The following is a 25,595-nucleotide window of genomic DNA, read 5'->3' on the forward strand; positions in this document are numbered from 1 at the left end:
GCAGTCGCGGGCGTTGTCGTCGCACGATCGGCCCCTGTCTGAGGGCGGTGCGGCAGGATTTCATGTCAAGCAATCGACGAGTCAACAACTTTGAGCGCGCAATTCGACACCAATGACCTCAAGCGCCGCATGCAGGGCGCTATTCTGTCGCTCCGGCATGAACTGGCCGGGCTACGGACCGGGCGTGCCAGCGCCAATCTGGTCGAACCCGTTCAGGTGCATGCCTACGGCCAGTCCATGCCACTGAACCAGGTGGCCACCATCAGCGTGCCCGAGGCCCGGACCTTAGCGGTTCAGGTGTGGGACAAGAGCATGGTCAACGCCGTCGACAAGGCGATTCGTGACTCGAACCTCGGGCTCAGTCCCGTTGTCGAGGGGCAGATCCTGCGCATTCGCATCCCCGAGCTCAACGAGCAGCGCCGCAAGGAGATGGTGAAGGTCGCCCACAAATACGGGGAGGAGGCACGCGTGGCGGTGCGTCACGTCCGTCGCGACGGTATCGACCAGCTGAAGAAATCGCTCAAGGACAAGCTCCTTGCCGAAGATGAAGAGAAGCGACTTCAGACCGAGGTGCAGAAGGCAACCGACGCTGCCGTCGGCGAGGTCGATCAGCTGATCGCGTCGAAGGAAAAAGAAATCATGCAGGTTTAGAGCTGTCGCGACTGGCATGACGGATGTGGGACAGATGACCGATCTCGATCACGCGACGCCGAATGATCGGCCGGCCGTACCGGCGCACGTTGGCATCATCATGGATGGCAACGGGCGTTGGGCCGCGGCGCGCGGGCTCCCACGCATCGAAGGGCATCGGCGCGGCGTCGAGGCCCTGCGGCGGACCATACGGGCGGCGATCGAGCTCAACATCCGCTACCTGACCGTCTACAGCTTCTCGACCGAAAACTGGAGCAGGCCGGCCGCAGAGGTCGCGGACCTCATGTTCCTCATCAAACGCTTCATCCGCAACGATTTGGCGGAACTCCATCAACACGACGTGCGCGTGAAGATCATCGGGACCCGCGACGGTCTGAAGCCCGACATCGTCGGGATGCTCGACGAGGCCCAGGACCTGACACACCGCAACCGGGGTCTGACCCTCGTGGTGGCCTTCAACTACGGCGGCCGGCAGGAACTTGCCGCAGCGGTCCGCCGGATCGCCGAGCGGGTTTTGGCGGGTGAACTCGCCCCTCACTCCATCTCGACAGAGACGGTTGCGGACCACCTCGACACTGCCGGTATTCCCGACCCGGACCTGATCATCCGAACCTCCGGGGAGCAGCGCCTGTCGAATTTCCTCATGTGGCAGACCGCCTATGCGGAATTCGTCTTCCAGCCGGGTCACTGGCCGGATTTCGACCGCTGTGCGCTCGAATCGGCCTTGGCCGCCTATATGGGACGCGAACGCCGCTTTGGCGGAACGACGGCCGAGGGACCCCTGAAGGTGAAAACGGCCCTATGACCGGGCCCACGGGTCCAATAGAGGCACCTGCGGCGAGTTTTAAGGGTGAGCGACGTCGGCGGGTCGATCTGTCCGATCTCGTACCGCGGGTTCTGTCCGGCATTGTCCTCGTCGGTGTCGCGGCCGGAACGGCTCTGGCCGGTGGCCCGTCCTTTGCCCTCCTGTGGTGGCTCGCCGCCCTTGCGATCCACTGGGAGTGGCAGCGTCTGCTTTGTGCGGGCCGTGACGCGGGCCGGCTGATCGCTGGTGCGGCAGCCATCACGATCGCGGTTCTTGCCAATCTTTCCGGACACGACGTCTGGACCTTGCCGGTGCTGATTGCCGGCGCCCTGGCGACGGGTCTTCTCGGGCGGAATCTGCCCCTTACAAGCGGCGCGGGCGTGGTCTACGCAGGTCTTCTCCCGCTTGCGCTGTTGAACCTGCGCAATTCGGACAGTCGGGGACTTGAGGCCGTGCTGTGGCTCTTCGCTGTGGTGTGGGGCACCGACATCATGGCCTATTTCGGCGGTCGCCTGATCGGTGGCCCCAAGCTTTGGCGCCGCGTCTCGCCGTCGAAGACGTGGTCGGGATTCCTGGTCGGCATCGGATCTGGATCGCTGGCGGGCCTCGCGGTCTCGACCGGATGGGGGGCGCATTGGCCTCTCCTTCCGCTTGGTCTTCTCGCCGGGATCGTGGCCCAAGCCGGCGATCTCTTCGAATCCTCGCTCAAGCGGCGCTTCGGGGTGAAGGATTCGAGTTGGTTGATTCCGGGGCACGGTGGCGTCATGGACAGGCTTGACGGATTTCTGGCGGCGGCGGTGTTTGGTGCTGGCTTTGGCCTGCTGCGAGAGGGTGTGCACGCGTCGGCGGCCGGTCTGATGACCTGGTAGAACAAGAAAAGAGGAGGACTTCCGATGAGCATGGTGCAAGGGGCAAACGCAACGGGCGTGCGGGGCGGGGAGGCGCCGCGGCGGTCCGTCTCGATCTTGGGTGCCACGGGGTCGATCGGCCGGTCGACCGCCCAGGTTCTCGGACTGCAGCGCGCCCGTTTCACGGTCGCGGCGGTGGCTGGGGGGCGCGATGGAGACGGGCTCGGCCGTGTCGCCATCGAATTGGGCGCCCGGTTTGCTGCCGTGGCCGATCCCGCCGGTTATGAAAGCCTGAAGACGCGACTGGCCGGCACCGGTATCGAGGCTGCCGCAGGACCGCAGGCCGTGGTCGAGGCGGCGCTCCGGCCCGCTGACGTCGTCATCGCGGCCATCGCTGGCACTGCCGGTGTGGCTCCGACCATTGCGGCCATCGAGGCCGGCCGCACGGTGGCTTTGGCCAACAAGGAGACCCTGGTTTGCGCCGGCGGACCCGCAATGCGGGCGGCGGCGGCTTCGGGCGCGCGCCTGCTCCCCCTCGACAGCGAACACAATGCGATCTTTCAGGCGCTCGGCGATGCCGATTGGACGACGATCGAGACCATGACGCTCACCGCGTCGGGCGGCCCGTTCCGCACCTGGACGGCCGAGCGGATCGCCTCAGCCACCAAGGCGGAAGCGCTCGCGCATCCCAATTGGGCAATGGGCCCCAAGGTCACGATCGACTCGGCGGGCCTCATGAACAAGGGATTGGAGCTCGTCGAGGCCTATCACCTGTTCGGCGTCGCGGCGGAACGGCTCAAGGTGGTGGTTCATCCGCAATCCGTCGTGCACGGCCTCGTGTCGTTTGCCGACGGATCGGTCACGGCGGGCTTGGCTCTGCCCGACATGCGTGTGCCGATCGCCCATTGTCTCAGCTACCCTGAGCGGATCGAAAGCGGCGCCAGGAAGCTCGACCTCGCCGCCGTCGGTTCGTTGACCTTCGAGGCCCCCGATCTCGTGCGATTCCCGGCCCTGCGCCTCGCCATGGAGGCTCTCGCGGCCGGCCAAGGTCTGCCGACCGTCCTGAATGCGGCGAACGAGATCGCCGTGCAGGCCTTTGTCGATGGCCGCATCACCTTCGGACAAATCGCTGTCGTGGTTGAAAGAGCCTGCGAGGCGGCGCTGGCAGCCGGCGTTGCGCGCGAACCGGCCGACGTGAGCGAGGCGCTCGCCATTGACCATAGAACGAGACAATTGGCGGCCGGGCTCTTGGATTGAGGGCGAGTAGACAGCATTGTTAAGGGATCGGAAACCATGCGTAGGGGATCGGCGACGGGATCCCGGGGCTTCGGCTCCATGGTGCCGCCTTTCAGGCTTGTCGCTGCCATTGTGAACTGTGTCGCTTCCGGGAGCCAACGATGATCCTCGGCCACCTTACTTCGCTGTTCGGCTATGTGGTGCCGTTCCTCTTCGTCCTGACCATCGTGGTGTTCTTCCACGAGATGGGCCACTTCCTGGTTGGCCGTTGGTGCGGCGTGAAGGTGGACGTCTTCTCCTTAGGTTTCGGCAAGGAACTGGCGGGTTTCAACGATCGTCATGGGACGCGCTGGCGCCTCGCGATGATCCCGCTCGGCGGCTATGTCAAATTCCACGGCGACTTGAATGCGGCGAGTGCCCAATCCCCCAAGAAGCTTGAGGGAATGGAACCGGCCGACCGGGCGGTGACCTTCGCGGCGCAGCCGGTTTGGAAGCGTGCCGCAATCGTGGCTGCCGGCCCCATCGCGAACTTCATTCTGGCGATCGCGATCTTCTCGACCAGCTTCTATGTATCCGGCCGGCCGATCCTGATCCCCCGGATCGAGACCGTGATCCCCGACAGTCCGGCCGCGAGGGCCGGGTTCAAATCGGGGGACGTGATCCTGGCCATCGACGGCACTGCGATCAACAGCTTCACAGAGATGCAGAAAGTCGTGAGCGCCTCGAGCGACGTTCCTCTCGCATTCGAGGTTCAGCGCGATAAAGCCGACCTGACCCTGACCGCGACCCCCGAACGCAAGGACGTGAGCGGGCCGTTCGGCTCCTCCCGGATCGGGGTTCTCGGGCTGACGGCTTCCAGCAAGCCCGAAGACTGGAAGACCGAAACCTTCACGGCCGGTGGCTCCGTCAAAGCGGCCGCGAGCGAGACGTGGTTCGTCGTCGACCGGACCCTCAGCTACATCGGGGGGCTTTTTGTCGGCCGGGAAACCGCGTCGCAGATCTCCGGCCCGATCCGGATCGCCGAGGTATCCGGCGAGGTCGCGAAGCTCGGGCTAGGGGCACTGCTCAATCTCGCGGCGTTCCTGTCGGTGTCGATCGGCTTCGTCAATCTCCTGCCGGTGCCGCTGCTCGATGGCGGCCACCTCATGTATTACCTCGTTGAAGCCGCGCGTGGACGCCCCCTCAGTGAGCGCGCCCAAGAGATCGGCTTTCGCTTCGGCCTTGCAATTGTGTCGATGCTGATGATTTTCGCCACATTCAACGACCTATTGCGGCTGGTTCATGGCTAATGCCACGATTCAGTGTCGTGGCGGTCACGCTGAAAAACTTTGCCTTTGCTAATGGGAGAATGTTGGTTTGCCGGATTTTGTAAACCGGCTAGAAGCCTTCTTGCCTCAAGAGTGATGGTGGGCTGCCGAAGAGTGCCTCGGCGCCACTGGCAATCACCACGACAGGCCAGTGAAGGGGAGCGGATCAAAACCGCGCCCAGAAGGACGGGACCGGTCTTACATGCAACTTCCTCGCGGCGTATTGCATCGAGTTGCGCTTATTCTTCTCTGCGCTTTCGCTTGGTTCGGGTGCTTGGCGCCTGCCTCGGCTGAACCGATCACGGTTGAGGGAAACCATCGGGTCGATACCGACACGATCCGGTCCTACTTCACGAGCGGCACCGCCGAAGGCGTGAAGTCCCTGAAGGATACCGGGTTGTTCTCCAGCGTGAGAACCCGGCAGGGGCCGAGCGGTTTGATCGTGACGGTGACGGAAAACAGCGTCATCAATCGCGTCGCCTTTGAGGGCAACAGCAAGATCAAGAGCGAGCAACTCGCGGTCGAAGTGTCGTCCAAGTCACGCGGGGCTTTCGATCCGGCCGTCGCGCAGGCCGATATCGGCCGAATCCAAGAGATCTACCGCCGTGCCGGCCGTGCTGACGCGACCGCGAGCTACCGGACCGTCGATCTGCCAAACGGCAAGCTCGATCTCGTGTTCACCGTGGACGAAGGCAGCAAGACCGGCGTTAAGTCGATCGAGTTCACGGGCAATCAAGCCTTTTCGGCCCGTAAGCTGCGTGGTCTGATGCAGACGACGGAGATGAACCTCATCTCGTTCTTCAAGACCTCGGATGTCTATGATCCGGACAAGATCGCGACCGATGAGGAGCTGATCCGCCGCTTCTACCTGCGCAACGGCTATGCCGATTTCCGCATCGTGAACACGGATGTGAAATTCAACGCCGAAGAAAAAGGGTACGACATCTCGATCGCGGTCGAGGAAGGCCAGCAATACAAGGTTGCGGCCGTCTCCGTGGATTCCCGTCTGAGGGGCGTCACGTCCGAGCAGCTGACACCGTTCCTCCGGACGGAAGCCGGCGACGTCTACAATGGCGACGACGTGGAAAAGACCGTCGATGTCCTCACCCGGGAGACCGGCCGACTCGGCTATGCGTTCGCCCAGGTGCGTCCGCGCGGCGACCGCAATGCCGCAGCCCACAGCGTCTCGATACAGTATGTCGTCGACGAGGGTCCGCGCGTCTACATCGAGCGGATCAATGTCCGCGGCAACACCCGGACCCGCGACTATGTGATCCGCCGCGAGTTCGATATCGGCGAAGGCGACCCCTACAACAAGGTCTTGATCGATCGTGCGGAGCGACGCCTGAACGGGCTCGGCTTCTTCAAGAAGGTGCGCATCACCAACGAACCCGGTTCGTCCGCCGATCGTGTGATCATCGACGTCGATGTGGAAGATCAGCCCACGGGGTCCTTCTCGATCTCTGGCGGCTATTCGACGACGGATGGGTTCATCGCAGAGGTCGCCGTGACGGAAACCAACTTCCTCGGGCGCGGCGACTATGTTCGTGTAGCGGCGCAGGAAGGACAGAATGCCCGCGGCATCGACCTGTCCTTCACGGAGCCCTACCTGTTCGACACCCGGATCGCCGGCGGCATCGATCTCTTCGCGAAGGAGAACGACAACACGCAATATGCCGAATACTCGACCTTCGTCACCGGTGGGACCGTCAGGTTCGGTATCCCGGTCACCGACGAGTTCTCGGTGTCGCCGCACTACTCGATCTACAACACGAAAATCTCGATCCCGAACAAGAGCGGCTCTCCCTACAACGACTGTACCTATCCGATTAATGGAACAACTCCGGGCTACGGCGCCTTGGCCGGGACATTGTCGGTCAACAACAACTGCTTGACCAACGGCGAAGCCTCGCTTGCCATCAAACAGTCGGTCGGCGACACGCTGACGTCGCTTGCTGGTGTGAACCTCAATTACAATACGCTTGACAACCTCAGCAACCCGTCGCGCGGTTTGACAGTCGAGCTGCGGAACGATGTCGCCGGCCTTGGTGGTGACTCGCAGTTCTTCCGAACCGCCGGCGACCTCCGCTACTTCCACCCGATCTATGACGATATCGTCGGGATTGTTCACGTGCAGGGCGGCAACATCACGGGTTTCGGCAGCGAGAAGCAGATCAGGATCGCCGACGAATTCCAGTTGGGACCGCAACTCGTCCGCGGCTTCGCCCCCGGCGGTATCGGTCCGCGCGACATCAGCGACCCGGCCAACTACAAGTACAACCCGCTTGGCGGCTCCCACTACTACGGGGCCTCGCTTGAAGCGCAGTTCCCATTGTATGGCCTGCCACGCGATTTGGGCCTCAAGGGAGCTGTCTTCGCCGATGCAGGGTCGCTGTTCGGCTACAATGGGAAGACGAACTTCACGGCGAATGGCGGGGCTTGCGTGCCGTCGAACACCTCACCGCTCTACACGCAGGGAACCTGCGTGACCGTGCGGGACTCGGACGCGATCCGCTCGTCGGTCGGCGCCAGCATCATCTGGAACTCGCCGCTCGGGCCGCTGCGCTTCGACTACGCCTATGCGTTGAGCAAGGACAAATATGACGTGACGCAGGCGTTCCGCTTCTCGGGCGGCACGAAGTTCTGAACTCCTGATCCGCGTCAGCGCAAAGGTCTCCCCAACCGGGAGGCCTTTTGCACGGCAGGTGGGTGGCGCTCGCGGGCGGGCTTTCCTATAAGGCCCCATGAGCAGCACGACTTTCTTCTTTCGGCAACCGGACCCCGTTCCACTCGCCGACATCGCGGTTTGGACGGGAGCCCAGACGCCGCCGGACGCTGACCTCGCGCGTACCGTAGACGGCGTCGGTCCGCTGTCCGACGCCGGACCGCGCTCCCTGGCGTTCCTGGACAATGCGCGCTACGCAGATACGCTTGCCACGACGGTGGCGGCCGCATGCCTCGTCACCCAGCGTTTCGCCTCCCGGTTGCCCGCGACGACCGTGCCCCTCGTGTGCGCCGAACCCTACCGCGCCTTCGCGATTGTTCTGGCCCGAATGTATCCCGCCGCACTACGGCCGGCTTCCGTCTTCGGCACCGTTGGGCGATCGCCCAGCGCGCTTGTGCATGCCGAGGCGCGGCTGGAGGCAGACGTGACGGTCGATCCGGGTGCGGTCATCGGACCGGGCGCGGAAATCGGAAGCGGTTCGGTGATCGGCGCCAATGCCGTGATTGGCCCCAATGTCAAAATCGGCCGAGACTGCTCAATCGGGCCACATGCGACCCTTGTCCACGCGCTTGTCGGCAATCGGGTGATCTTGCATGCGGGCGTCCGCATCGGCCAGGACGGGTTTGGCTTCGCGCTGGGCGGCCGTGGGCATGCGAAGGTCGCGCAGATTGGCCGGGTGGTGATTCAGGATGACGTCGAGGTCGGCGCGAACACGACGATCGATCGCGGTTCCGTGCGCGACACGGTGATCGGCGAGGGTACCAAGATCGACAATCTGGTGCAGATCGCTCACAACGTCGTGATCGGTCGTCACTGCGTGATCGTTTCGCAGACTGGTATCTCGGGTTCGACGACGCTCGGCGATTTTGCGATGACGGGCGGCCAAGCGGGATTGACTGGACATCTGACCATCGGCACGGGCGCTCAGGTGGGTGCCAAGGCGGGGTTGATGAGCGATGTGCCGGCCGGCGAGCGCTGGGCCGGCAGTCCGGCCCAGCCGGTTCGCGACCTGTTCCGCCAGGAAGCCTACATCCGTCGGCTGGTGCGCCGAGACAGCAAGCGTGAATCCTGATCGCTTTCCTTCCGGAGCCGGGTGTGCCATGCCGGCTGCAAACGAAACGCTGTTCGATCAAGAGGATGAGATGAACGCCCCGACCCCGTCACCCCTGGCCAGCGAGGATGGCGGGACCCTTGCGACCATGGACATTCTTGAACTGCTCGAGCGTCTGCCGCACCGCTATCCGTTCCTGCTGGTCGATAAGATCGTCGCCATCAAGGCGGACGAGTCCTGCATCGGCATCAAGAATGTCACGTTCAACGAGCCGCAGTTTCAGGGGCATTTCCCCGGCCGCCCTGTGATGCCGGGCGTGATGATCATCGAGGGGATGGCACAGACGGCCGGCGCGATCTGCGTCAGGGCGCAAGGCTTGGATACGCCCAAGCTCGTCTATTTCATGACCATCGATAAGGCCAAATTCCGCAAACCGGTCGGCCCGGGCGACACGCTCGAATACCATCTCGTGCGGATCAACAAGCGGCGCAACATGTGGTGGTACAAGGGCGAGGCCAAGGTCGACGGCGCGATCGTGTGCGAGGCCGAAATCAGCGCCATGCTGGTGATGGACGATGCCAAGAGGTGAGGGACCGCTGAACGTGTCGCGGATCGGGGAGCGGGCAGAGGTCATGACGGGCGAGCAATCGATGGAGCCTGCTTCCGCGCGGGATACGATCATTCACCCGATGGCCGTGGTGGCTCCCGAAGCGAGGCTCGGTCGCGGCGTCACGATCGGCCCGTTTTGCGCGGTCGGGCCGGAGGTCACGCTCGAAGACGGCGTCGCGCTCCTGTCTCACGTCGCGGTCGCGGGGCGGACGCGCATCGGCGCGAGGACCCGCGTCTTTCCGTTCGCCTCGCTTGGACATGAGCCGCAGGATCTCAAGTTTCGCGGCGAGGACTCGACGCTCGAGATCGGTCCGGATTGCGTGATCCGCGAGGGCGTCACCATGAACCCGGGGACCGCCCAGGGCGGGCTCGCGACGCGGGTCGGCCACAACAGCGTCTTCCTGGCCAATGCCCATGTGGCGCATGATTGTGACGTCGGCAATCACGTCGTGTTCTCCAACAATGTCATGCTGGCCGGCCACTGCCGTGTCGGTGACCATGTGATCATGGGGGGCGGCGCGGCGGTGCATCAGTTCGTTCGCATCGGCCGCAACGCCTTTGTGGGCGGCATGGCCGGGGTGGAGCATGACGTCATTCCCTATGGCATGGCCCTCGGCAATCGGGCCTATCTGGCCGGTCTCAACGTGGTCGGGCTCAAGCGGCACGGTTTCTCGCGCGAACGGATCCATGAGCTGCGACGCGCCTACCGGTTGTTGTTTGCGCCCGATGGCACCCTCAAGGAGCGGGTCGAGGATGTCGCGGCGGAATTCGCGACACAAGCCGAAGTGCAAGAGATCATCGTCTTCATTCGAGAAGGCGGCGACCGTGCGATTTGCGTCCCCCGGGATGCCGGTTGAGCCGCAATCCTGAGGTGGGAGGCGCAGGTGGCGTCCCGCCCGAGACGCTGCGCATCGCTGTCATCGCCGGTGAGCATTCGGGAGACCAGCTCGGCTTCAAGCTGATGCGCGCGCTGCGGGCTCGATCCCCACGCCCCATCGTCTTTTCCGGCATAGGCGGCGACCGGATGGAGGCCGAGGGGCTGCGGTCGCTGTTTCCCCTCGCCGACATCGCCGTCATGGGTTTCGTCCCGGTGATCCGCCGCCTGCCGACATTGCTGCGTCGGATCCGCGAAGCCGCCGCCGCCGTTGTGGCCGACAGCCCGGACGCCCTTGTCATCATCGACAGCCCGGATTTCACGCATCGGGTCGCCAAGCTCGTCCGGCGACAAAGGCCCGATATTCCGATCGTCGATTATGTCAGCCCTTCCGTATGGGCTTGGCGCTCCGGGCGCGCCAAGGCCATGCGGGCCTCGATGGACCATGTTCTGGCGCTGCTGCCCTTCGAGCCTGAGGCGCATCGCCGCCTCGGGGGACCGCTCTGCTCCTATGTGGGCCATCCCCTGATCGAGCGTCTGGACGAACTGCGTCCCAATGCGGCTGAAGCCGAACGACGGCGAGCGAGCCCCCCGGTTCTCCTGGTATTGCCCGGATCGCGCCGCTCCGAAATCCGTCGCCTGACCCAGGATTTCGGCGACGCGGTCGCGCTCGTGGCCGCCCGTGTGGGTCCTGTTGAATTGGTCTTGCCGGCCGTCGACCACCTCGCCGATGAGATCCGCGCCCGCACCGCGCGCTGGACGCTGAAACCCCGCATCGTGCTCGGTGAGGCCGCCAAGCTCGCCGCGTTCCGGTCGGCTCGGGCGGCACTTGCCGCGTCCGGCACGGTGACGGTGGAACTGGCTCTCGCGGCCGTGCCGACCGTGGTGGCCTACAAGGTCGCGCCGTTCGAGACTTGGTTAAAATACGTAATCAAGGTGCCGTCGATCGTGCTGCCCAACCTGATCCTCGATGCGCTCGTGGTGCCCGAATTCATCCAGCACGATTGCACCCCTGCACGCTTGGCCGACGCGCTCGCGCCTCTCTTGTTGGATGGCGAGGCTCGGACCCGGCAGCTCGACGCCTTTGCGCGACTCGAAGGCCTGATGCGGCTCGCGGACGGCGAGACCCCGAGCGATCGCGCCGCCGCCATCGTGCTCGACACCCTGACCCGGCCGCGTCAACCCTGACGACTTAGCGCCGCGCGGGCTAGGCCGCGGCGATCATGACCATCGCTTAATGAATTTCCGCTGGGTCTTAACCGGTTCTCAACCCTGACCATCGTTAACTCGTCGCGTTGCATCCGTCGGCACCGGCGTGTCGTCTCTGATTCGCGGCCCTTTTGGGTGAGCCGTCAGGGTGTGGTGCGGGGATGGCAGGCATGGTCAGTGACCTCCACGATGACGAACTTCCTGGTGACGGCTTGCCGCGCCGGGACCTGGACGTCTCGTATCTGGGTCGACGGCTGAAAGCGCAGAAGCGCTGGCTGATCGGACCGGCTCTCGTGTGCTTCGTGGTCAGTGCGGTTGCAGTCAACCTCATCGCGCCGCGCTACACGGCCGAGACCAAGGTTCTGATCCAGAGCCAGGAAGCCTATTTTACTCGTCTGGGCAACGCCGATACCCAGGCGCAGCCCCTGCCGGATGACGAGGCCGTGCAGAGCCAGGTTCAGCTCGTGTCATCGCGCGATCTGGCCCGCCAGGCCATCAAGGCCCTCGACCTCAAGGGCAATCCGGAATTCGATCCCCTCGCCAATGGCGTCGGGCCGGTCAGCCGATTGCTCATCTTGCTCGGGCTGCAACGAGATCCGCTCGGCACACCCTCGGAAGAGCGAATCCTTCCCAATTATTTCGACCGGTTGACCGTATTCCCGGTCACGAAATCCCGCGTGCTGACGATCGAGTTTGAATCTCGGGATGCGGATCTCGCGGCCCGTGCCGCCAATACCGTCGCGAGCCTCTATCTCGACGTGCAATCCTCCGCCAAGCGTGAGGCCGCCCACACGGCGGCCGAGTCGCTCCGCGGCCTCGTGGCCGACCTGCGCACCCGCTCGGCCGAAGCGGAAGCCAAAGCACAGGCGTTCCGCAGCGAGTCGGGTCTCCTGCTCGGCGCCAACAACAATTCGTTGTCGTCCCAGCAACTGACCGACATGACCACGCAACTGGCCCAGGCCCGCTCGACCGAGGCGGAAGCACAGGCCAGAGCCAAGCTCATCCGCGACATGGTGCGGGCCGGCCGCATCACGGAAGTGCCGGATGTGGCCAACAACGACCTGATCCGCCGCCTGTCCGAACAGCGTGCCGCACTTCAAGCCGAGGCGGCTCTACAGGGCCGTACTCTGCTGCCGGGCCATCCCCGCATGCAGGAATTGACCGCTCAACTCGCCAATATCGACGCTCAGTTGCGGACGGTCGCCGAGAAGGTAGTGCGAGGGCTCGATAGCGATGCCCGCATCGCGCAGGGCCGTGTCGACAACCTGACGACCGCCATCAACACCCAGAAGGACGCGGTCGGGGCCGCGGGCCCCGATCAGGTCAAGCTCGGCGAACTCGATCTCAACGCGCGGCTGCTGAAAGACCAGTTGGAGTTCAACACCTCCAAATATCAGGAGGCATTGGCGCGCGAGAATGCGGGATCGAACCCGGCCGACGCCCGGATCATCTCGCGTGCCGTCGCACCGCAACTGCCGAGCTTTCCCAAAAAACTCCCGATCATCACCATCATGACGATCGCGGGCGCCTTGCTGTCGCTCGGCATCCTGATCGCCCGCGAACTTCTGTCCGGCCGCGCCTTTGCGCGAAGCGACAGAGGCGTGAGCCTGCCGATCAGCCTGCCGGAGGAATTTCCGGCACGGTTTGCGGAAGAGCCGGCGCTGAAGCCGACCTTCGACCCGCGTGCCGAACCCGATGCGGTCGTGGCCGCCACCGATTCCGCCATGATGCGTCCCGCGCGGAGTTCAGATCCGATCGGGGTGCTCGTCGACGAGCTCGCCGCGCTGAAGCAGCCCGAACAGGCGCTTCGGGTCCTGGTTCTCGACGTCGGGCTCTCCGCGCGGTCGAACACGGTCGCTGTCCGACTGGGACGTGCCCTCTCCCGCTCGTCACGCACCATCGCGGTCGATCTGGCAAGCGCCGCCGGGCGGATCGCGACGCCCCATGGCGAGATGACCGGGACCGCGAAAGGCGACGGTCTGGCCGAATTGCTCGACGGACGTGCTTCTTTCGCGGAAGTCATCCATCGGGATTCACAGTCCAGGCTGCACTTGATCCAGGCCGGCGTCCTGCCGGCGTCCGGAGCCGACTTGGAGACCGACCAGGAGGGGATCGCCAACGTGCTCGATGCCCTGGCCGAAACCTACGACCATGTGCTGATGAGCGGAATCGGAGCATCGGGTGTCTTCGCCGGCCTTCTGGCGCAGGAACATACGGACGTGCTGGTACTGGCGTCGGACGAGTCGGTCGGGGCCACGCGCCGCGACGCCTGCCGGGCCATCCTCGGACTGGACGAATTCGACGACCTTCCGGTCTTGACGGTGGAACTCGCCGGCGACGCCGTGGAGCTCGTGTCGCACGGCGAAGCGGCCTGACGGACGCGCTTACCTCCGTGCGAACCTTGTCACGCTCCGCAGCCAGCTGAGCCGCGACCACAGCCACGGGGTCCGCTTGATCGCGCGTTTTCCCGCGAGATGAACTCGCCACGCGGGAGCCGCCAAGCGTCCGCGCCATGATGCGCCCCGGATCGTGTCGAACAGCGGCTCCACGACGGGGCAGAAAACATCCTTGTAGCGCGCCTCGCCGATGCCGAGATCGAAGATCTTGAAGCCGGCGTCGCATTTCGAGGCGATCACCCGCGCGAGGAGGAGTTCGCCCGGGCTGAGTTTCGCCCAGCGCGGATCGGGATCGAACGATATCATCATTCCCGAGAATCGGCCCTGGTGCCCGGTACCCGCGAAGACGGCCACGATGTCGCCGCCACAGGTCAGCGCGTGAAGTTCGACGGCGGGTGCCCCATTGCCCTCCGGCAGGCCACTGCGCTCGAGGAAGCGCCGGACCAACGCCTCATGGCCGCGCCGGCCGCCAAAGCGCGTCGCCCTGTACCGAACAAGGGCCTCGGCGAAGGCTGCGACCTGTTCGGCCGTCGTGGCCACTTCATACGCGACAGGGCCGAGTGCGGCGAGTTTCGTTTCCTTTTGTCGGATGTGCTTCCGGGTCCGCTTGGACAAGGTCTGTGCGAGGAAAGCCTCTGCGGGCCGTCGGAGCTCGGTTAGATGCTGAAAGCTCGGGCTCGCGGCCTGGGGCAGGATTGCAAGGGGATTGGGGGTTCCCGCCCACTCGTGAGGTTGGTGGCGCAAGACGAAAAGATCGATCCTTGCTTCCGCCGCGGCCGCCTGGAGAAAATTCTCGATCGCGGCGCGGTCGAGGAGTGCCGCGGGGTCGAACAAGCCGAGGCCGGTGTTCGCATCGTGCCCGCCCGGGAAGCCGGCCAGGGTGAAACCCGGCAATCGCCGGAGGCAAAGCGGCAGCAACGCGATGGCACGACCTTCGGCGTCGTAGCCGACCACGAAGACCGCCGCCGCTCCACCGCCAAGCGTATCCAGCCAGGGTACGAGCCACGCGGGTCGCTGATAGGGCGAACAGGGGACGCGCTCGGCGAGATCCTCCCACGTGCGGCGCGCGGTCGCGATTCCCTGCAGCACCGCGACGCGCGCAAGCCGAGGCCGACGGGTCGGGCTCATGTCGTGGGCGGCAGCGGCGGCAAGAACCTGCATAGGTGAAACGCAAACCGATCGGTTACCCTCCCGTTCTAACAAGGAAGTCTCAACGGGCTCTTGTCGCAGGGTCGTGGACTGAGGGGTACCGCCGAACCCATGGCCGCATTCAAACACAGGCTGATCGGTGCCGGGTTCAAGGCCTTCTCGCTGACGGGCCTGCACCGCATGATGGCACCGCTGACGCGCGGGCAAGGCGCGATTCTTACGTTCCACCGCGTGCAGCCCTGGCAGGAGCGCGGCTTCGCGCCGAACCGTCTGCTGGAGATCACGCCCGACCACCTCGACGCGGTGCTGGGGCACGTGAAGGCGCAGGGTTACCGCATCGTGCCCCTTGATGAAATCGTGCCGCATCTTGCGGCCCGCACACGCGATCCCGTCGTGGCTCTCACCTTCGACGACGGCTTTCGCGACAATGTCGTTCATGCTCTGCCGGTGCTCGAACGTCACGCGGCACCGTTCACGGTCTTCGTGACAAGCGGTTTTGCCGACCGCACGGCGCGGCTCTGGTGGGTGGAACTGGAGGCGATCGTGCGGCGCTTGCCCCGGCTGAGGTTCACGCTCGATGGCGTCCCACGCACGCTGCCGGCCGAGACGCCCGCGGACAAGGATCGCAGTTTCGCGAAGCTGGCGGGGCTGATGGCACGACGGCGGCCGGGCGAGGTGGACGACCTGATGGCCTACCTGACCGATGGCATCCACCCGTCACCGAGTGCGGTGGTCGACGATCTCTGCCTGTCTTGGGACGAAATCGAGAGGCTCGCCTCGCATCCGCTCGCGGCGATCGGCTGTCATACGGCGACCCACGCCAATCTGGCGCTGCTCGATCTGGACGCCCTTGATCGGGAACTCGGCGATGCCAGACAGGCCCTCGAAGAGCGGCTCGGGCGGCCCGTGCGGCACCTCGCCTATCCGTTCGGCGGCCCTCACGCGGCTGGCGCCCGGGAATTTGCGGCCGCTGCGGCGCATGGTTTCGCGGCGGCCGTGACGACCCGCCCGGGCGTTCTGTTCCCGGGCCACGCCGCGCGGGCGATGGCGCTGCCGCGGATCTCGATCAACGGCCTTTGGCAGGACCTTGGAGCGCTGGATGTTCTGCTCTCGGGCGCGGCTTTCGCGCTGTGGAATCCTGGACGCCGTCTCTCGCCCGACTGATCAGCGGCCCATCCGTGCTTCGGGTTCGTCGGCGTCGGGTCGCTCCATCCACCGGATCAGCGGCATCAACGGCAGGATCCAGGCAAGGCCGACGACGATGAAGAAAAGCGCTTGCGGCACGCTGCTGGCGTTGCGGATGTGGTCGTTCTGCGCCACGACCATGGCCACGAACGCATAGAGGCAGACGAAGGCCAGCATGACGCAGGCCCCGAGGAACTTGCGTGATCTTCGACGCATGGGCACCCGAGAGTTGCGGCCCGGCCTGCGGCAGGGCACCAATGGCTTTTCGCCTCGTCCCCCATTAAACCACCAACGACACGGCGGGAACGCTTTTCGGACGAGGATCATGTCGGTCGACCATTCTGTCACGCCCATCGGCTTCGGGGCCGCGTCGATCGCTCGGCCGCGGGCCCGCCGAGGGGCTGGTGCGGTCCAGATGTGGTTGTGGGGCGTGGCCGCCTGCATCTTTCTCATGGTGCTGGTCGGCGGCGCGACGCGGCTGACAGAATCCGGCCTCTCGATCACCGAATGGGAGCCGTTGTTCGGTGCCATCCCGCCGCTCACGGCGGCGGCCTGGGACGCCAAATTCGACGCCTACAAGCAGATCCCGCAATTCGCGCTGCATCCCGACATGACGCTGTCGGCCTTCAAGGCGATCTTCTTCTGGGAATGGGCCCATCGCCTGATCGGCCGCGCGCTCGGCCTCGTGATCGCACTGCCCCTGGCAGCGTTCTGGATCACCGGGCGGCTGCCGCGCGGCCTAAAGCCGCGCCTCGTCGGGCTCCTGTGCCTCGTCGGCCTGCAGGGGGCCGTGGGTTGGTGGATGGTCAAGTCCGGTCTCACGGCACGCACCGAAGTCTCGCAGTACCGGCTCGCCACCCACCTGCTGCTTGCCACCTTCACGCTCGGCTACGTGGTGTGGATGGCGCAGGGGCTCAGAGCCCGTCGTGAAGCGGTGCCGGCCGGCCTGCGCGGCGTTGCGACGGCGCTCATGATCCTGGTGTTCTGCCAGATCGGCCTCGGCGCCCTCGTGGCCGGCCTGCGGGCCGGTCTCGTCTACAACACCTGGCCCGCCATGGAGGGCCACCTCATCCCCCCGCTGGCCTCGCTGTTCTTCCAGGCACCGCTATGGAGCAACCTGTTCGAGAACGTCACGACCGTGCAGTTCGATCATCGCATGCTGGCCTATCTGGTCCTCGGAGTGGCACTCCTCCACGCGATCCAGGTCGCTCGCTCAGTCCCCGGGACCGCAGCCGCGCGTCGGGCCGTCGCATTGGCGGGACTCGTGGCATGCCAAGCCGCCATCGGCATCGCGACGCTTTTGTGGGTCGTGCCGCTCGGTGCGGCGCTGGCTCATCAGGCCTTTGCCATGGTGGTGTTCAGCATGGCGGTGGTGCATCGGCGTGGGTTGTCATAGCCGCGAAGCTTGGTTGAAGCGTTGATAGCCGTCACTCAATCCGCCGGCTCCGATCTGCTCTCGGCGTAGGCCGGCAGGCCTTCCGCTACGGCGTCCCAGGCGACTTTATGACTGACCCAGACGCTAAATGTCGGCGGGAGCGTGTTCGGATCGTCGAGGCTGCATGTCATGATGTCGATCGAGGTGGCGTGTCGGTCATTCTGGTAGGTGAGCGGCGATCCGCATCGGCCGCAGAAGGTCCGAACGACGTGGGGAGAAGATCGGAAGGCGGCGGGCTCTCCCCGTGTGAAAGAGAAATCCGAGACAGCGAATTGCGCAAAAGGCAGGGCCGGTGCTGAGGCCGCGCGCCGGCATGTGACGCAGTGGCAGATCCCGCTCGACACGGGGTCTCCGTCAACCCTGTAACGGACTGACCCGCACAGACACCCGCCCTCTCTCATCGTCGTGATCCCTCAAAACGCCCAGGCTGCCGGCACCCGACGTGCCTGGCCAACTCGCCTCAACCTGACTTGCCTAACGCCTGATCCAGATCCGCGATCAGGTCCCGCACGTCCTCGATCCCGATGGACACACGCACGATCTCGGGCCCGGCGCCGGCGACGATGCGCTGGTCGTCGGTGAGCTGCCGGTGGGTGGTCGAGGCGGGGTGGATGACGAGGGATCGCGTGTCGCCCACATTGGCGAGATGCGAGAAGAGTTTGAGCGAGGTCGCGAGCTGGCGTCCCGCTTCATAGCCGCCCTTGAGCCCGAAGGTGAACACCGCGCCGGCCCCGTTGGGGCAATAGCGCTGCGCCAGCGCATGGTAGCGGTCGCCCGCGAGCCCCGCATAGTTCACCGTCGCGACAGCCGGGTGCTGGGCCAGATATTCCGCCACCGCCAAGGCATTGTCGCAATGGCGCTGCATGCGCAGCGGCAAGGTCTCGATGCCGGTCAGCACCAGAAAGGCGTTGAACGGCGACAAAGCCGGCCCGAGATCGCGCAGGCCCAGCACGCGGGCCGCGATCGCGAAGGCGAAATTACCGAAGCGCTGGCCGAGCGTCACGCCCGCATAATCGGGCCGGGGCTGCGAGAGCTTCGGATATTTGTCGTCGGCCAGCCAGTCGAACGTGCCGCCATCGACGATCAGGCCGGCAATCGAATTGCCGTGGCCGCCGAGGAATTTCGTCGCCGAATGGACCACGATATCGGCGCCATGCTCGAAGGGGCGCACCAGGTAGGGGGTCGCAAGCGTGTTGTCGACGACCAGTGGCACATGCGCCTTGGCCGCGATGGCCGCGATGGCGGCAAGATCGGTCACCGCCCCACCCGGATTGGCGATCGATTCAACGAAGATCGCGCGGGTGCGCTCCGACAGCGCCGCCTCGAAGGTCGAGAGGTCGTCCGGGTCGGCCCATTTCACCTGCCAGCCGAAGTTCTTGAAAGCATGGTTGAACTGGTTGATCGACCCCCCGTAGAGCTTCTTCGAGGCGATGAACTCGTCGCCGGGTGCCAGCAGCGTGTGGAACACGAGTTGCTGCGCCGCATGGCCCGACGCGACCGCGAGCGCTGCGGTGCCGCCTTCGAGCGCCGCGATCCGCTCTTCCAAGACCGCGCAGGTCGGATTGCCGATGCGGGTATAGATGTTGCCGAAGGCCTCCAGGCCGAACAGCGCCGCCGCGTGGTCGGCGTCCTCGAACACAAAGGACGTGGTCTGGTAGATCGGCGTCGCGCGTGCGCCGGTGGTCTTGTCCGGTGCGGCGCCCGCATGGATCGCGAGCGTCGCGAAGCCCGGATGGTCGTGGCCGTTGGTGCTGTTCGTCATGAGCGTTCCCCCTGCGACGGATGCTCTCGATCACGGCGAAGGAAGTTCGCGGCCTTATGGCGTCGGGCGGCCATGAGGTCGGCCGAGAACTCCGTTCGAGGCGTCTGAGCTCCGTCTTGGCGCCACACTAGGGCCGCGGAGGCGGGATCGGCTAGCCCATTTTCTTCTTCAACTGCTCGTAGAGCCCCCGATAATCATAGGTCGGGTAGAACTCCGTCCGGTAGCCGCCCCAGGCTTCGCCTTCGATCAGCCGGTTCACGTCGCGCAGCTTCTCGGCTGGAAACCGGAGGGTGACGACTTGCCCTATTCCCATCATGACGTACCAGGAGACCACCGTGACGCCCTCGGGCGGAAAGTCGCGGAACCAGCCGGTCTGTTTCAGGTGCTGGTTGATCTCGTCGACCGTCTTGGTCTCGTCGTGACGAAGGAAGACGGTCAACATTGTCTCGCCCGGACCGCCGGTGGGGGAGGGTGGAGCCTCGGCTTTGGCGGCTCTCCGGCCCAGGGCCAAAAGCGGCAGGGCCGCCAAGGCGGCCCAAACGCGTCGTCTCGTGTTCATCGCCGGCGGTCCTTCTCTGATGCGGGGGGCTTCGGCCCGCAAGTCACAATCCCAGCCGGGCCGCTTCGATCACCGGGCAACGGTCCATCACGACCGTCAGGCCGGCCGCTTCCGCCTTCGCGGCTGCGGCTTCGTTCACGACCCCGAGCTGCATCCAGATCACGCGCGGCCTCACAGGAAGCGCAAGCGTCTCGTCCACCAACGCCGCCACGGCCGCGCTGTTGCGAAAAACGTCCACCATGTCGATGGGCCCCTCGATGTCGGCCAGCCGCGCTGCCACGGGGACGCCAAAAAGCGTGCCGCTCAGGCCAGGGTTCACAGCCGTCACGACATAGCCGCGCGCGAGAAGCCAGCGCAGCACACCCGTCGCCGGGCGCGCCGGATTGGCTGACGCGCCCACGAGGGCGATGGTCCGGGTTTCGGTCAAAAGCGTGCGGATGGCCTCATCGGAGGGATTGCGCCACGTCATATCTCGTCTCGCTCAATTCCAGCGTTCCGTCCGTAACGCGCCCGCGCTGACCCGCAAAGGCCGTTCCACAGCGTTAATCGGTTTGACTTCTTCGCAAAGCTTCCGGAGCCTTCAAGTGGATTGAAAAACATTGAGGTATCCAAATACCTTATCGTCTATGATGCTGTTTTCATTCAGTTTTGTTTTTGACGTGCCGACGCGTCGCGATTGACTGCGTGTCACGGCTCCGTTATGTACCCCAGCAAGACAGGCGCCCCTCCGGGCGCTTGCTTGTTTATACAACGGACTTTTGTCGCTCATGTTTGGTAAAACCTATTCGGCCAAGGCAGCCGACATTGAAAAGAAGTGGGTGCTGATCGACGCCAAAGGGTTGGTGGTCGGTCGGTTGGCTTCGGTCATCGCCATGCACCTGCGTGGCAAGAACAAGCCCACCTTCACGCCGCATATGGATGACGGCGACAATGTGGTGGTGATCAACGCCGACCAGGTGGTGTTCACGGGCCGCAAGAAAGACCAGAAGGTCTATTATCACCACACGGGCTTTCCGGGCGGCATCAAGGAGCGCTCGGCGAAGTTCATCCTCGAAGGCCGCTTCCCGGAGCGTGTGCTTGAGAAGGCCGTGGAGCGCATGCTTCCGCGCGGGCCCCTGGGTCGCAAGCAGCTCGGCAACCTGCGCGTCTACAAGGGTACCGAGCATCCGCACGAGGCGCAGCAGCCGAAGCCGCTCGATGTCGGCGCCATGAATTCCAAGAACCTGAGGGCCGCCTGATATGGCCGAGACACTTTCCTCCTTCGAAGACCTGAAGTCGGCCACCGCGGACACGCAGCCCGAGGCGCCGGTCTATACCCAGAAGCTCGACAAGGAAGGCCGGGCCTACGCGACCGGCAAGCGCAAGAATGCCATCGCCCGCGTGTGGATCAAGCCCGGCTCGGGCAAGATCATCATCAACGAGCGGTCTTTCGAGACCTATTTCGCGCGCCCCGTGCTGCGCATGATCGTGAACCAGCCCTTCGAGATCGCGGGCCGGGTGTCGCAATACGACATCATGGTCAACGTGGCGGGCGGCGGATTGTCGGGACAGGCCGGCGCGGTGCGCCATGGTGTGTCCAAGGCGCTGACAAATTACGAGCCGGAACTGCGTGCTGTGTTGAAGCGCGAAGGCTTCCTGACCCGCGATTCGCGTGTGGTCGAACGTAAGAAGCCGGGCCGGGCGAAGGCGCGTCGCTCCTTCCAGTTCTCGAAGCGCTAACGCGTTTCACGTTATACGAAGTGGAGAAAGCGGCTTCGGCCGCTTTTTCTTTTGGGACGGGGACCTCTCCGCAAGGCGAGGCTGCCGGCTCAAAAGCGACAGCGAGGCCGTCCGGCCTCAATGCGCCATGAACACCGGCAGTTCGGAATGAGCCAGGACGTGGCTCGTCGCCCCGCCGAATATCATCTGTCGCAGGCGGCTCTGTGTGTAGCCGCCCTTGATCACCAGATCGGCGCCGATCTCGGCGGCCTTCGCAAGAATGGATGGTCCTTCGTTGTCGGTCTTGCCCGTGATCGTCACGGTTTCGGCCATGATGCCGTCGCGGGCGAGCGCCTGAGCCAGTTGATCGCCTGAGGGGCCCGGCACCGAATAGATGTCCATCGTCTGGATGACGATCCGTTTGGCCCGGCGCAGCAGCGGGAGGGCGAAATGCAGCGTGCGGGCTGTCTCAGACGAGCGGTTCCAGGCGATCAGGATCGTGTCCCCCAGTGTCGGCGGGACTTTGTCGGGTGCGATCAAAACCGGCCGGCCGCTTTCGAACAGCACCGATTCGAACGTCGCCTGCCGAGGATCGAGATTGTTCGAGCCAGGCTTTCCCACCACGATCATGTCGAAGATGCGCGCGTAGGGGCCGAGCGCGCTGTCGCTCATCATCGTCGGGAGCCACATATGCGAGAAATCGTGGCTGCCAGGAACGTAGTGCGGCACGTCATGGAGCGCCATGGCGCCCTGGAACTGTTTGAGGGCCCGGTCCGACAGAACCTCGCGCGCGCGGGCATCGAACACAGTGGCGCCGATCGAGATGTCGGCGATCACGATATCCGAGATGTCAGGGGCCAGCGGCACGCCTTGCAGATAGGACTCGAAAACGCGGCCGATCAGAACCGCCGTTGCGAGAACTGAGGCGATGCGGGAATGCTCCTCGACCGGGACCAGAACATTGCGATACGGCACGGCACCCTCCTGTTCTGCGCCGTAACAAACATCCGGCGCCCCCGGAGCGCGACATTAGAGCCTGTCAGACGAGGTTGGAAGCGCCGCGGCACCGTGCCTGGAAGCGAACCCGCATCCTTGTGCGTCTTCCGGGTTCAAAACGAGGGGTTGTTCTCTCCCGGCAGTTCCGACCTCAATGCATCTTGTTCCGGCTGAGGAGGGTGATCCAGCCGATGCCGATCAGGCACACCACCACGGTGACGCCCACGAAGACGGATTGTCCGAGATTGAGGAGGCGTGGCGCGAGCGTGAACGTGAAGGCAGCGACCACCAGCGCGATGGCGACGCGGGCGGCGGCGCGTTCGAGAGCACGGGTCATCTTGTCGAGGCCCTTGATCTCGATCTCCACCGTGATCTTGCCCTGCTTCATGCGAACCAGCAGCAGATGGATCAGGGTCGGCAGTTCCGAAGCGGCGCCGAAGAGACCCGCGCCGACCGCTTCGAGTTTGGCCTTCAGCCCCGCCATCGAGAACTTGGCCTGCATCGTCTGCTGCACGGTCGGGCCGGCCGCCGTGAAGAGATCGAAATTGGGATCGAGCTGACGCATGACGCCGTCGGCCAGCACCAGGCTTTTGAACAGGATCGCCAGATCTGTGGGCATGGCGAGGTCGTTCTCGCGCGCCATGGTCATGAAGTCGGTCAGCACGAGACCCAGATTGAGCACCTTGCCGGTGTGCTGGTGCACGAAGGCCTGCGACGAGGCCTCAAGCCGTGTCAGGTCGGGCGAACTCGCGCCGCTCCAGTCGAGCAGCACCGCCATCAGGCCGTCCGCATCCTGGTTCAGCATGGCGCCAATCAGCATCAGGAGCTGATTGCGGCGCTTCTGCGTGAGGCGGCCGATGGCCCCGAAATCAATGAGCGCGATGCGGTTGCCGGGCAGCGCCAGGATGTTGCCCGGATGCGGATCGGCATGAAACGTCCCTTCGACGAGCGCCATCTGCAAAAACGCGTCCGTACCGCGCTGGGCGAGTACGACGCGGTCGAGCCCAGCCGCCTCAAGGCTTTCCTGATGGGTGAGGAAGATGCCGTGGATGAATTCCTGGACCAGCACCTTCTCGGTGGTCCATTCCCAATAGATCTTGGGAAACACGATATCGTCGCGGCCTTCGAAAAGCGCGGCCAGCAATTCGCAATTGCGGCCCTCGTTGGCGAGGTCGAGTTCGCCGGCGAGCGCCTGGGCGAGATGGCGCATCTGCTCCTGCGGCCGGTAGCGCGCGAGTTCCTTCCACTCCTGCTCGACGATGCGAGTGCCGTGGCTCATCAGCCGCAAGTCGGCCTCGATGACCTTCTGCAGGCCGGGGCGGAGCACCTTGACCACTACCTCCTCGCCGGTATCGAGCTTGGCCCGGTAGACCTGGGCCATGGACGCCGACGCAATGGGGGTCGTGTCGAATTCGGCGAAGATGTCGTGAGGCGAGCCACCGAGCTCGGCTTCAAGCAGCGGCCGCATCGTCTCCCAGGGCAGGGGAGCGACCCCGGCATGGAGCTTGGTCAGTTCCTCGGTCCATTGCGGGGTCAGCATGTCGGGGCGAGCCGCGAGGATCTGACCAAGCTTGACGAAGGTTGGACCGAGCGCCTCGATGGCACGGCGCACCCGCTGGGGCCGGGTCAGCCGCGTGACATCCACGTGCGGCGTGCGCCAAGCCACGATGCGGGCGATGGCTCGGAGCCCCATGCGGTCGACAACCTTGTCGAACCCATAGGCCAGCAACACGCCCACGATGGTGGCAAGCCGCCGTCGGTCCCGGGCCGCGACGAAGGCGGTTTTCAGCATCAAGAGCGTGTCTCGCCAGAACTGGAGCCAAGAGGAATGATTCGGCTGATAGTTCTGCCCATTAGGGGTTGAAGATCAAGGTGACATACACACAGAAGACGACAAGGTGCATGGCGCCATGCAGCGCCGTCGTTCGCTTCGACGTGAATGTGAGTAGGTTGAGGACGAGCGTCAGTACCAGCAGCACCATTTCGGCTGGATCAAGGCCGAGCACGATATTCTGACCTGTCACGAGGCTGATCGCAATGATCGCCGGTACGGTCAGCCCGATCGTGGAGGCGGCGGCCCCTAGACAGAGATTGACGGTCCGCTGCAGCTTGTTGAGCGAGATCGCCCGCATGGCCGCGATCGCCTCGGGCGTGAAGACGATCATGGCGATGAGCACGCCGCCAAGTGCAGGCGGGGCGTGCAGGGCCTTGATGCCGCCGTCGAGAACCTTGGCGAGCTGCTTGGCGAGAAGCACCACGGGCAGCACGGAGACGAGCAGCAGGGCGGTATGCGAGAGCACGGATGCCTTGGTCGGGCGTGCGTGCGTCGCAGGCGGCGTCGCGGCCGTTTCCACCTCGCCTTCATCCGGCAGCACGAAGAAATCGCGATGGCTTCCCGTCTGCAGCGCCAGAAATGTGCCGTAGAGCGCGAGCGTGAACAGCGAGAAGGCGATCTCCTGGCCGTGGCTCAGCGTGCCGCCCGCCGTCGAGCGGGTGAAGTTCGGCAGGATCAGCGCGATCACGGTGAGCGGCAGGATGACGGCCAGGAACGAGGTGGCGCCCTGGAAATTGTAGCTCTGCACCCGGTAGGGCCAGCCCCCGAGCAGCAGCGCCAGTCCCACCACACCGTTCAGCACGATCATCAGCACCGCGAACATCGTGTCGCGGCCGAGCGTCGGCTCCGCGGCGCCCAGCATGACGGCACTGATGAGCGCGACCTCGATCAACACGATCGACAGGGTGAGGATGAGCGTACCGAGCGGCTCGCCGAGCATCTCGGCCAGTTCATCGGCCTCGTGCACCACGCCGAAGGCCGACCACATGATGGCGCCGAGCAGCCACAGGAACACCGCGAGGCTGCCAAGCCCCGGACCGGCGGCCGCAAAGATCGCCGGCCCGGCGAGAAGGAACAGCGCGACCGTCCCCCAGCCGAAAGCCAACCGTAATGCCGTGACGCGCGTCATATCCGAATCATCTCCTGTCGAGGCCGCGCAGAGTGGCTGACGCAGACCCGACGGCATAGTCGTGCGCAGGCAAGAACGGATCGCCGGGCGGGCAGCGCCGCGCAATCGAATTCGCCCAGAGTGCCGGCGTCATCCTA

At 64.8% G+C, this 25,595-nt stretch carries 24 protein-coding genes; 15 read left to right on the forward strand and 9 right to left on the reverse strand.

Annotated elements, in window-relative coordinates; all coding sequences use genetic code 11:
- Positions 1-90 precede the first annotated feature (90 nt).
- From frr to M8523_RS20540, 11 genes are all read left to right on the forward strand, one after another.
- Complete coding sequence (gene frr, locus M8523_RS20490; protein ID WP_282586765.1) at positions 91-651, forward strand: ribosome recycling factor; 561 nt, start codon at positions 91-93, stop codon at positions 649-651.
- Positions 652-685: 34 nt separating this feature from the next.
- Positions 686-1,456 (forward strand): isoprenyl transferase, encoded by a 771-nt coding sequence (locus M8523_RS20495; protein WP_282586766.1) that lies wholly within the window; start codon positions 686-688, stop codon positions 1,454-1,456.
- Positions 1,453-2,325: a phosphatidate cytidylyltransferase gene (locus tag M8523_RS20500; protein WP_282586767.1), complete on the forward strand. Its 873-nt coding sequence runs from the start codon at positions 1,453-1,455 to the stop codon at positions 2,323-2,325. Before M8523_RS20495 ends, M8523_RS20500 begins: the two co-directional genes overlap by 4 nt.
- Before the next feature lie 24 nt (positions 2,326-2,349).
- Complete coding sequence (gene dxr, locus M8523_RS20505; RefSeq protein ID WP_282586768.1) at positions 2,350-3,561, forward strand: 1-deoxy-D-xylulose-5-phosphate reductoisomerase; 1,212 nt, start codon at positions 2,350-2,352, stop codon at positions 3,559-3,561.
- A 140-nt stretch (positions 3,562-3,701) separates the two neighbouring features.
- On the forward strand, positions 3,702-4,829 hold the full coding sequence (gene rseP, locus M8523_RS20510) for an RIP metalloprotease RseP (RefSeq protein ID WP_282586769.1): 1,128 nt from the start codon (positions 3,702-3,704) through the stop codon (positions 4,827-4,829).
- 292 nt (positions 4,830-5,121) lie between these two features.
- A complete protein-coding gene (bamA, locus tag M8523_RS20515) occupies positions 5,122-7,494 on the forward strand; it encodes an outer membrane protein assembly factor BamA (protein WP_282586770.1) in 2,373 nt (790 codons plus the stop codon).
- Between the two features lie 97 nt (positions 7,495-7,591).
- Positions 7,592-8,644 (forward strand): UDP-3-O-(3-hydroxymyristoyl)glucosamine N-acyltransferase, encoded by a 1,053-nt coding sequence (gene lpxD, locus M8523_RS20520; protein ID WP_282586771.1) that lies wholly within the window; start codon positions 7,592-7,594, stop codon positions 8,642-8,644.
- A 70-nt stretch (positions 8,645-8,714) separates the two neighbouring features.
- Positions 8,715-9,212 carry a 3-hydroxyacyl-ACP dehydratase FabZ gene (gene fabZ, locus M8523_RS20525; protein ID WP_282586859.1) on the forward strand — a complete coding sequence of 166 codons (498 nt, stop codon included), beginning with the start codon at positions 8,715-8,717 and terminating at the stop codon, positions 9,210-9,212.
- Between the two features lie 61 nt (positions 9,213-9,273).
- On the forward strand, positions 9,274-10,089 hold the full coding sequence (lpxA, locus tag M8523_RS20530; protein ID WP_282586860.1) for an acyl-ACP--UDP-N-acetylglucosamine O-acyltransferase: 816 nt from the start codon (positions 9,274-9,276) through the stop codon (positions 10,087-10,089).
- On the forward strand, positions 10,086-11,294 hold the full coding sequence (gene lpxB, locus M8523_RS20535) for a lipid-A-disaccharide synthase (protein WP_282586772.1): 1,209 nt from the start codon (positions 10,086-10,088) through the stop codon (positions 11,292-11,294). Before lpxA ends, lpxB begins: the two co-directional genes overlap by 4 nt.
- Before the next feature lie 191 nt (positions 11,295-11,485).
- Positions 11,486-13,690, forward strand: a complete 2,205-nt coding sequence (locus M8523_RS20540; RefSeq protein ID WP_282586773.1) for a GumC family protein — start codon at positions 11,486-11,488, stop codon at positions 13,688-13,690.
- Between the two features lie 9 nt (positions 13,691-13,699).
- On the opposite strand, the gene M8523_RS20545 is transcribed toward M8523_RS20540, so the two are convergent.
- On the reverse strand, positions 13,700-14,872 hold the full coding sequence (locus M8523_RS20545) for a GNAT family N-acetyltransferase (protein ID WP_282586774.1): 1,173 nt from the start codon (positions 14,870-14,872) through the stop codon (positions 13,700-13,702).
- A gap of 99 nt (positions 14,873-14,971) precedes the next feature.
- On the opposite strand from M8523_RS20545, the gene M8523_RS20550 reads away from it, so the two are divergent.
- Positions 14,972-16,024, forward strand: coding sequence for a polysaccharide deacetylase family protein (locus M8523_RS20550; RefSeq protein ID WP_282586775.1), 1,053 nt, complete (start codon positions 14,972-14,974; stop codon positions 16,022-16,024).
- Here M8523_RS20550 and M8523_RS20555 read toward each other — a convergent pair whose 3' ends face one another.
- Positions 16,025-16,261 (reverse strand): DUF2842 domain-containing protein, encoded by a 237-nt coding sequence (locus M8523_RS20555; protein WP_282586776.1) that lies wholly within the window; start codon positions 16,259-16,261, stop codon positions 16,025-16,027.
- A gap of 109 nt (positions 16,262-16,370) precedes the next feature.
- On the opposite strand from M8523_RS20555, the gene M8523_RS20560 reads away from it, so the two are divergent.
- Positions 16,371-17,441 (forward strand): COX15/CtaA family protein, encoded by a 1,071-nt coding sequence (locus tag M8523_RS20560; protein WP_282586777.1) that lies wholly within the window; start codon positions 16,371-16,373, stop codon positions 17,439-17,441.
- 35 nt (positions 17,442-17,476) lie between these two features.
- Here the strand turns inward: M8523_RS20560 and M8523_RS20565 are convergent, their stop codons facing one another.
- From M8523_RS20565 to M8523_RS20580, 4 genes are all read right to left on the reverse strand, one after another.
- A complete protein-coding gene (locus M8523_RS20565) occupies positions 17,477-17,881 on the reverse strand; it encodes a GFA family protein (protein ID WP_282586778.1) in 405 nt (134 codons plus the stop codon).
- Between the two features lie 59 nt (positions 17,882-17,940).
- Entirely contained in the window at positions 17,941-19,242 is a 1,302-nt protein-coding gene (locus M8523_RS20570) for an O-acetylhomoserine aminocarboxypropyltransferase (RefSeq protein ID WP_282586779.1), read from the reverse strand.
- Positions 19,243-19,393: 151 nt separating this feature from the next.
- A complete protein-coding gene (locus M8523_RS20575; RefSeq protein WP_282586780.1) occupies positions 19,394-19,801 on the reverse strand; it encodes a hypothetical protein in 408 nt (135 codons plus the stop codon).
- A 43-nt stretch (positions 19,802-19,844) separates the two neighbouring features.
- Positions 19,845-20,270 (reverse strand): CoA-binding protein, encoded by a 426-nt coding sequence (locus M8523_RS20580; protein ID WP_282586781.1) that lies wholly within the window; start codon positions 20,268-20,270, stop codon positions 19,845-19,847.
- Between the two features lie 298 nt (positions 20,271-20,568).
- Between M8523_RS20580 and rplM the strand changes: the two genes are divergently transcribed.
- Complete coding sequence (gene rplM / locus M8523_RS20585) at positions 20,569-21,039, forward strand: 50S ribosomal protein L13 (RefSeq protein WP_282586782.1); 471 nt, start codon at positions 20,569-20,571, stop codon at positions 21,037-21,039.
- 1 nt (position 21,040) lies between these two features.
- Positions 21,041-21,520, forward strand: a complete 480-nt coding sequence (gene rpsI, locus M8523_RS20590) for a 30S ribosomal protein S9 (RefSeq protein WP_282586783.1) — start codon at positions 21,041-21,043, stop codon at positions 21,518-21,520.
- Positions 21,521-21,637: 117 nt separating this feature from the next.
- On the opposite strand, the gene M8523_RS20595 is transcribed toward rpsI, so the two are convergent.
- The 3 genes from M8523_RS20595 to M8523_RS20605 all read right to left on the reverse strand — a co-directional run bounded on the left by M8523_RS20595 (position 21,638) and on the right by M8523_RS20605 (position 25,458).
- Complete coding sequence (locus M8523_RS20595; RefSeq protein ID WP_282586784.1) at positions 21,638-22,474, reverse strand: universal stress protein; 837 nt, start codon at positions 22,472-22,474, stop codon at positions 21,638-21,640.
- A gap of 172 nt (positions 22,475-22,646) precedes the next feature.
- Complete coding sequence (locus M8523_RS20600) at positions 22,647-24,287, reverse strand: ABC1 kinase family protein (RefSeq protein ID WP_282586785.1); 1,641 nt, start codon at positions 24,285-24,287, stop codon at positions 22,647-22,649.
- Positions 24,288-24,348: 61 nt separating this feature from the next.
- Positions 24,349-25,458 carry a calcium:cation antiporter gene (locus tag M8523_RS20605; RefSeq protein WP_282586786.1) on the reverse strand — a complete coding sequence of 370 codons (1,110 nt, stop codon included), beginning with the start codon at positions 25,456-25,458 and terminating at the stop codon, positions 24,349-24,351.
- Between the last annotated feature and the right edge of the window lie 137 nt (positions 25,459-25,595).

Origin of the sequence: Lichenifustis flavocetrariae (genome assembly GCF_026130545.1) — a bacterium.
Taxonomy (GTDB): Bacteria; Pseudomonadota; Alphaproteobacteria; order Rhizobiales; family Beijerinckiaceae; genus Lichenihabitans; species Lichenihabitans flavocetrariae.

Coding starts and splice junctions, on each gene's coding strand:
- M8523_RS20495 (WP_282586766.1), top strand. CDS start 686: ATGACCGATCTCGATCACGCGACGCCGAATGATCGGCCGGCCGTACCG.
- M8523_RS20500 (WP_282586767.1), top strand. CDS start 1,453: ATGACCGGGCCCACGGGTCCAATAGAGGCACCTGCGGCGAGTTTTAAG.
- dxr (WP_282586768.1), top strand. CDS start 2,350: ATGAGCATGGTGCAAGGGGCAAACGCAACGGGCGTGCGGGGCGGGGAG.
- rseP (WP_282586769.1), top strand. CDS start 3,702: ATGATCCTCGGCCACCTTACTTCGCTGTTCGGCTATGTGGTGCCGTTC.
- lpxD (WP_282586771.1), top strand. CDS start 7,592: ATGAGCAGCACGACTTTCTTCTTTCGGCAACCGGACCCCGTTCCACTC.
- fabZ (WP_282586859.1), top strand. CDS start 8,715: ATGAACGCCCCGACCCCGTCACCCCTGGCCAGCGAGGATGGCGGGACC.
- lpxA (WP_282586860.1), top strand. CDS start 9,274: ATGGAGCCTGCTTCCGCGCGGGATACGATCATTCACCCGATGGCCGTG.
- M8523_RS20540 (WP_282586773.1), top strand. CDS start 11,486: ATGGTCAGTGACCTCCACGATGACGAACTTCCTGGTGACGGCTTGCCG.
- M8523_RS20545 (WP_282586774.1), bottom strand. CDS start 14,872: ATGCAGGTTCTTGCCGCCGCTGCCGCCCACGACATGAGCCCGACCCGT.
- M8523_RS20550 (WP_282586775.1), top strand. CDS start 14,972: ATGGCCGCATTCAAACACAGGCTGATCGGTGCCGGGTTCAAGGCCTTC.
- M8523_RS20555 (WP_282586776.1), bottom strand. CDS start 16,261: ATGCGTCGAAGATCACGCAAGTTCCTCGGGGCCTGCGTCATGCTGGCC.
- M8523_RS20560 (WP_282586777.1), top strand. CDS start 16,371: ATGTCGGTCGACCATTCTGTCACGCCCATCGGCTTCGGGGCCGCGTCG.
- M8523_RS20565 (WP_282586778.1), bottom strand. CDS start 17,881: ATGAGAGAGGGCGGGTGTCTGTGCGGGTCAGTCCGTTACAGGGTTGAC.
- M8523_RS20570 (WP_282586779.1), bottom strand. CDS start 19,242: ATGACGAACAGCACCAACGGCCACGACCATCCGGGCTTCGCGACGCTC.
- M8523_RS20575 (WP_282586780.1), bottom strand. CDS start 19,801: ATGAACACGAGACGACGCGTTTGGGCCGCCTTGGCGGCCCTGCCGCTT.
- M8523_RS20580 (WP_282586781.1), bottom strand. CDS start 20,270: ATGACGTGGCGCAATCCCTCCGATGAGGCCATCCGCACGCTTTTGACC.
- rplM (WP_282586782.1), top strand. CDS start 20,569: ATGTTTGGTAAAACCTATTCGGCCAAGGCAGCCGACATTGAAAAGAAG.
- rpsI (WP_282586783.1), top strand. CDS start 21,041: ATGGCCGAGACACTTTCCTCCTTCGAAGACCTGAAGTCGGCCACCGCG.
- M8523_RS20600 (WP_282586785.1), bottom strand. CDS start 24,287: ATGCTGAAAACCGCCTTCGTCGCGGCCCGGGACCGACGGCGGCTTGCC.
- M8523_RS20605 (WP_282586786.1), bottom strand. CDS start 25,458: ATGACGCGCGTCACGGCATTACGGTTGGCTTTCGGCTGGGGGACGGTC.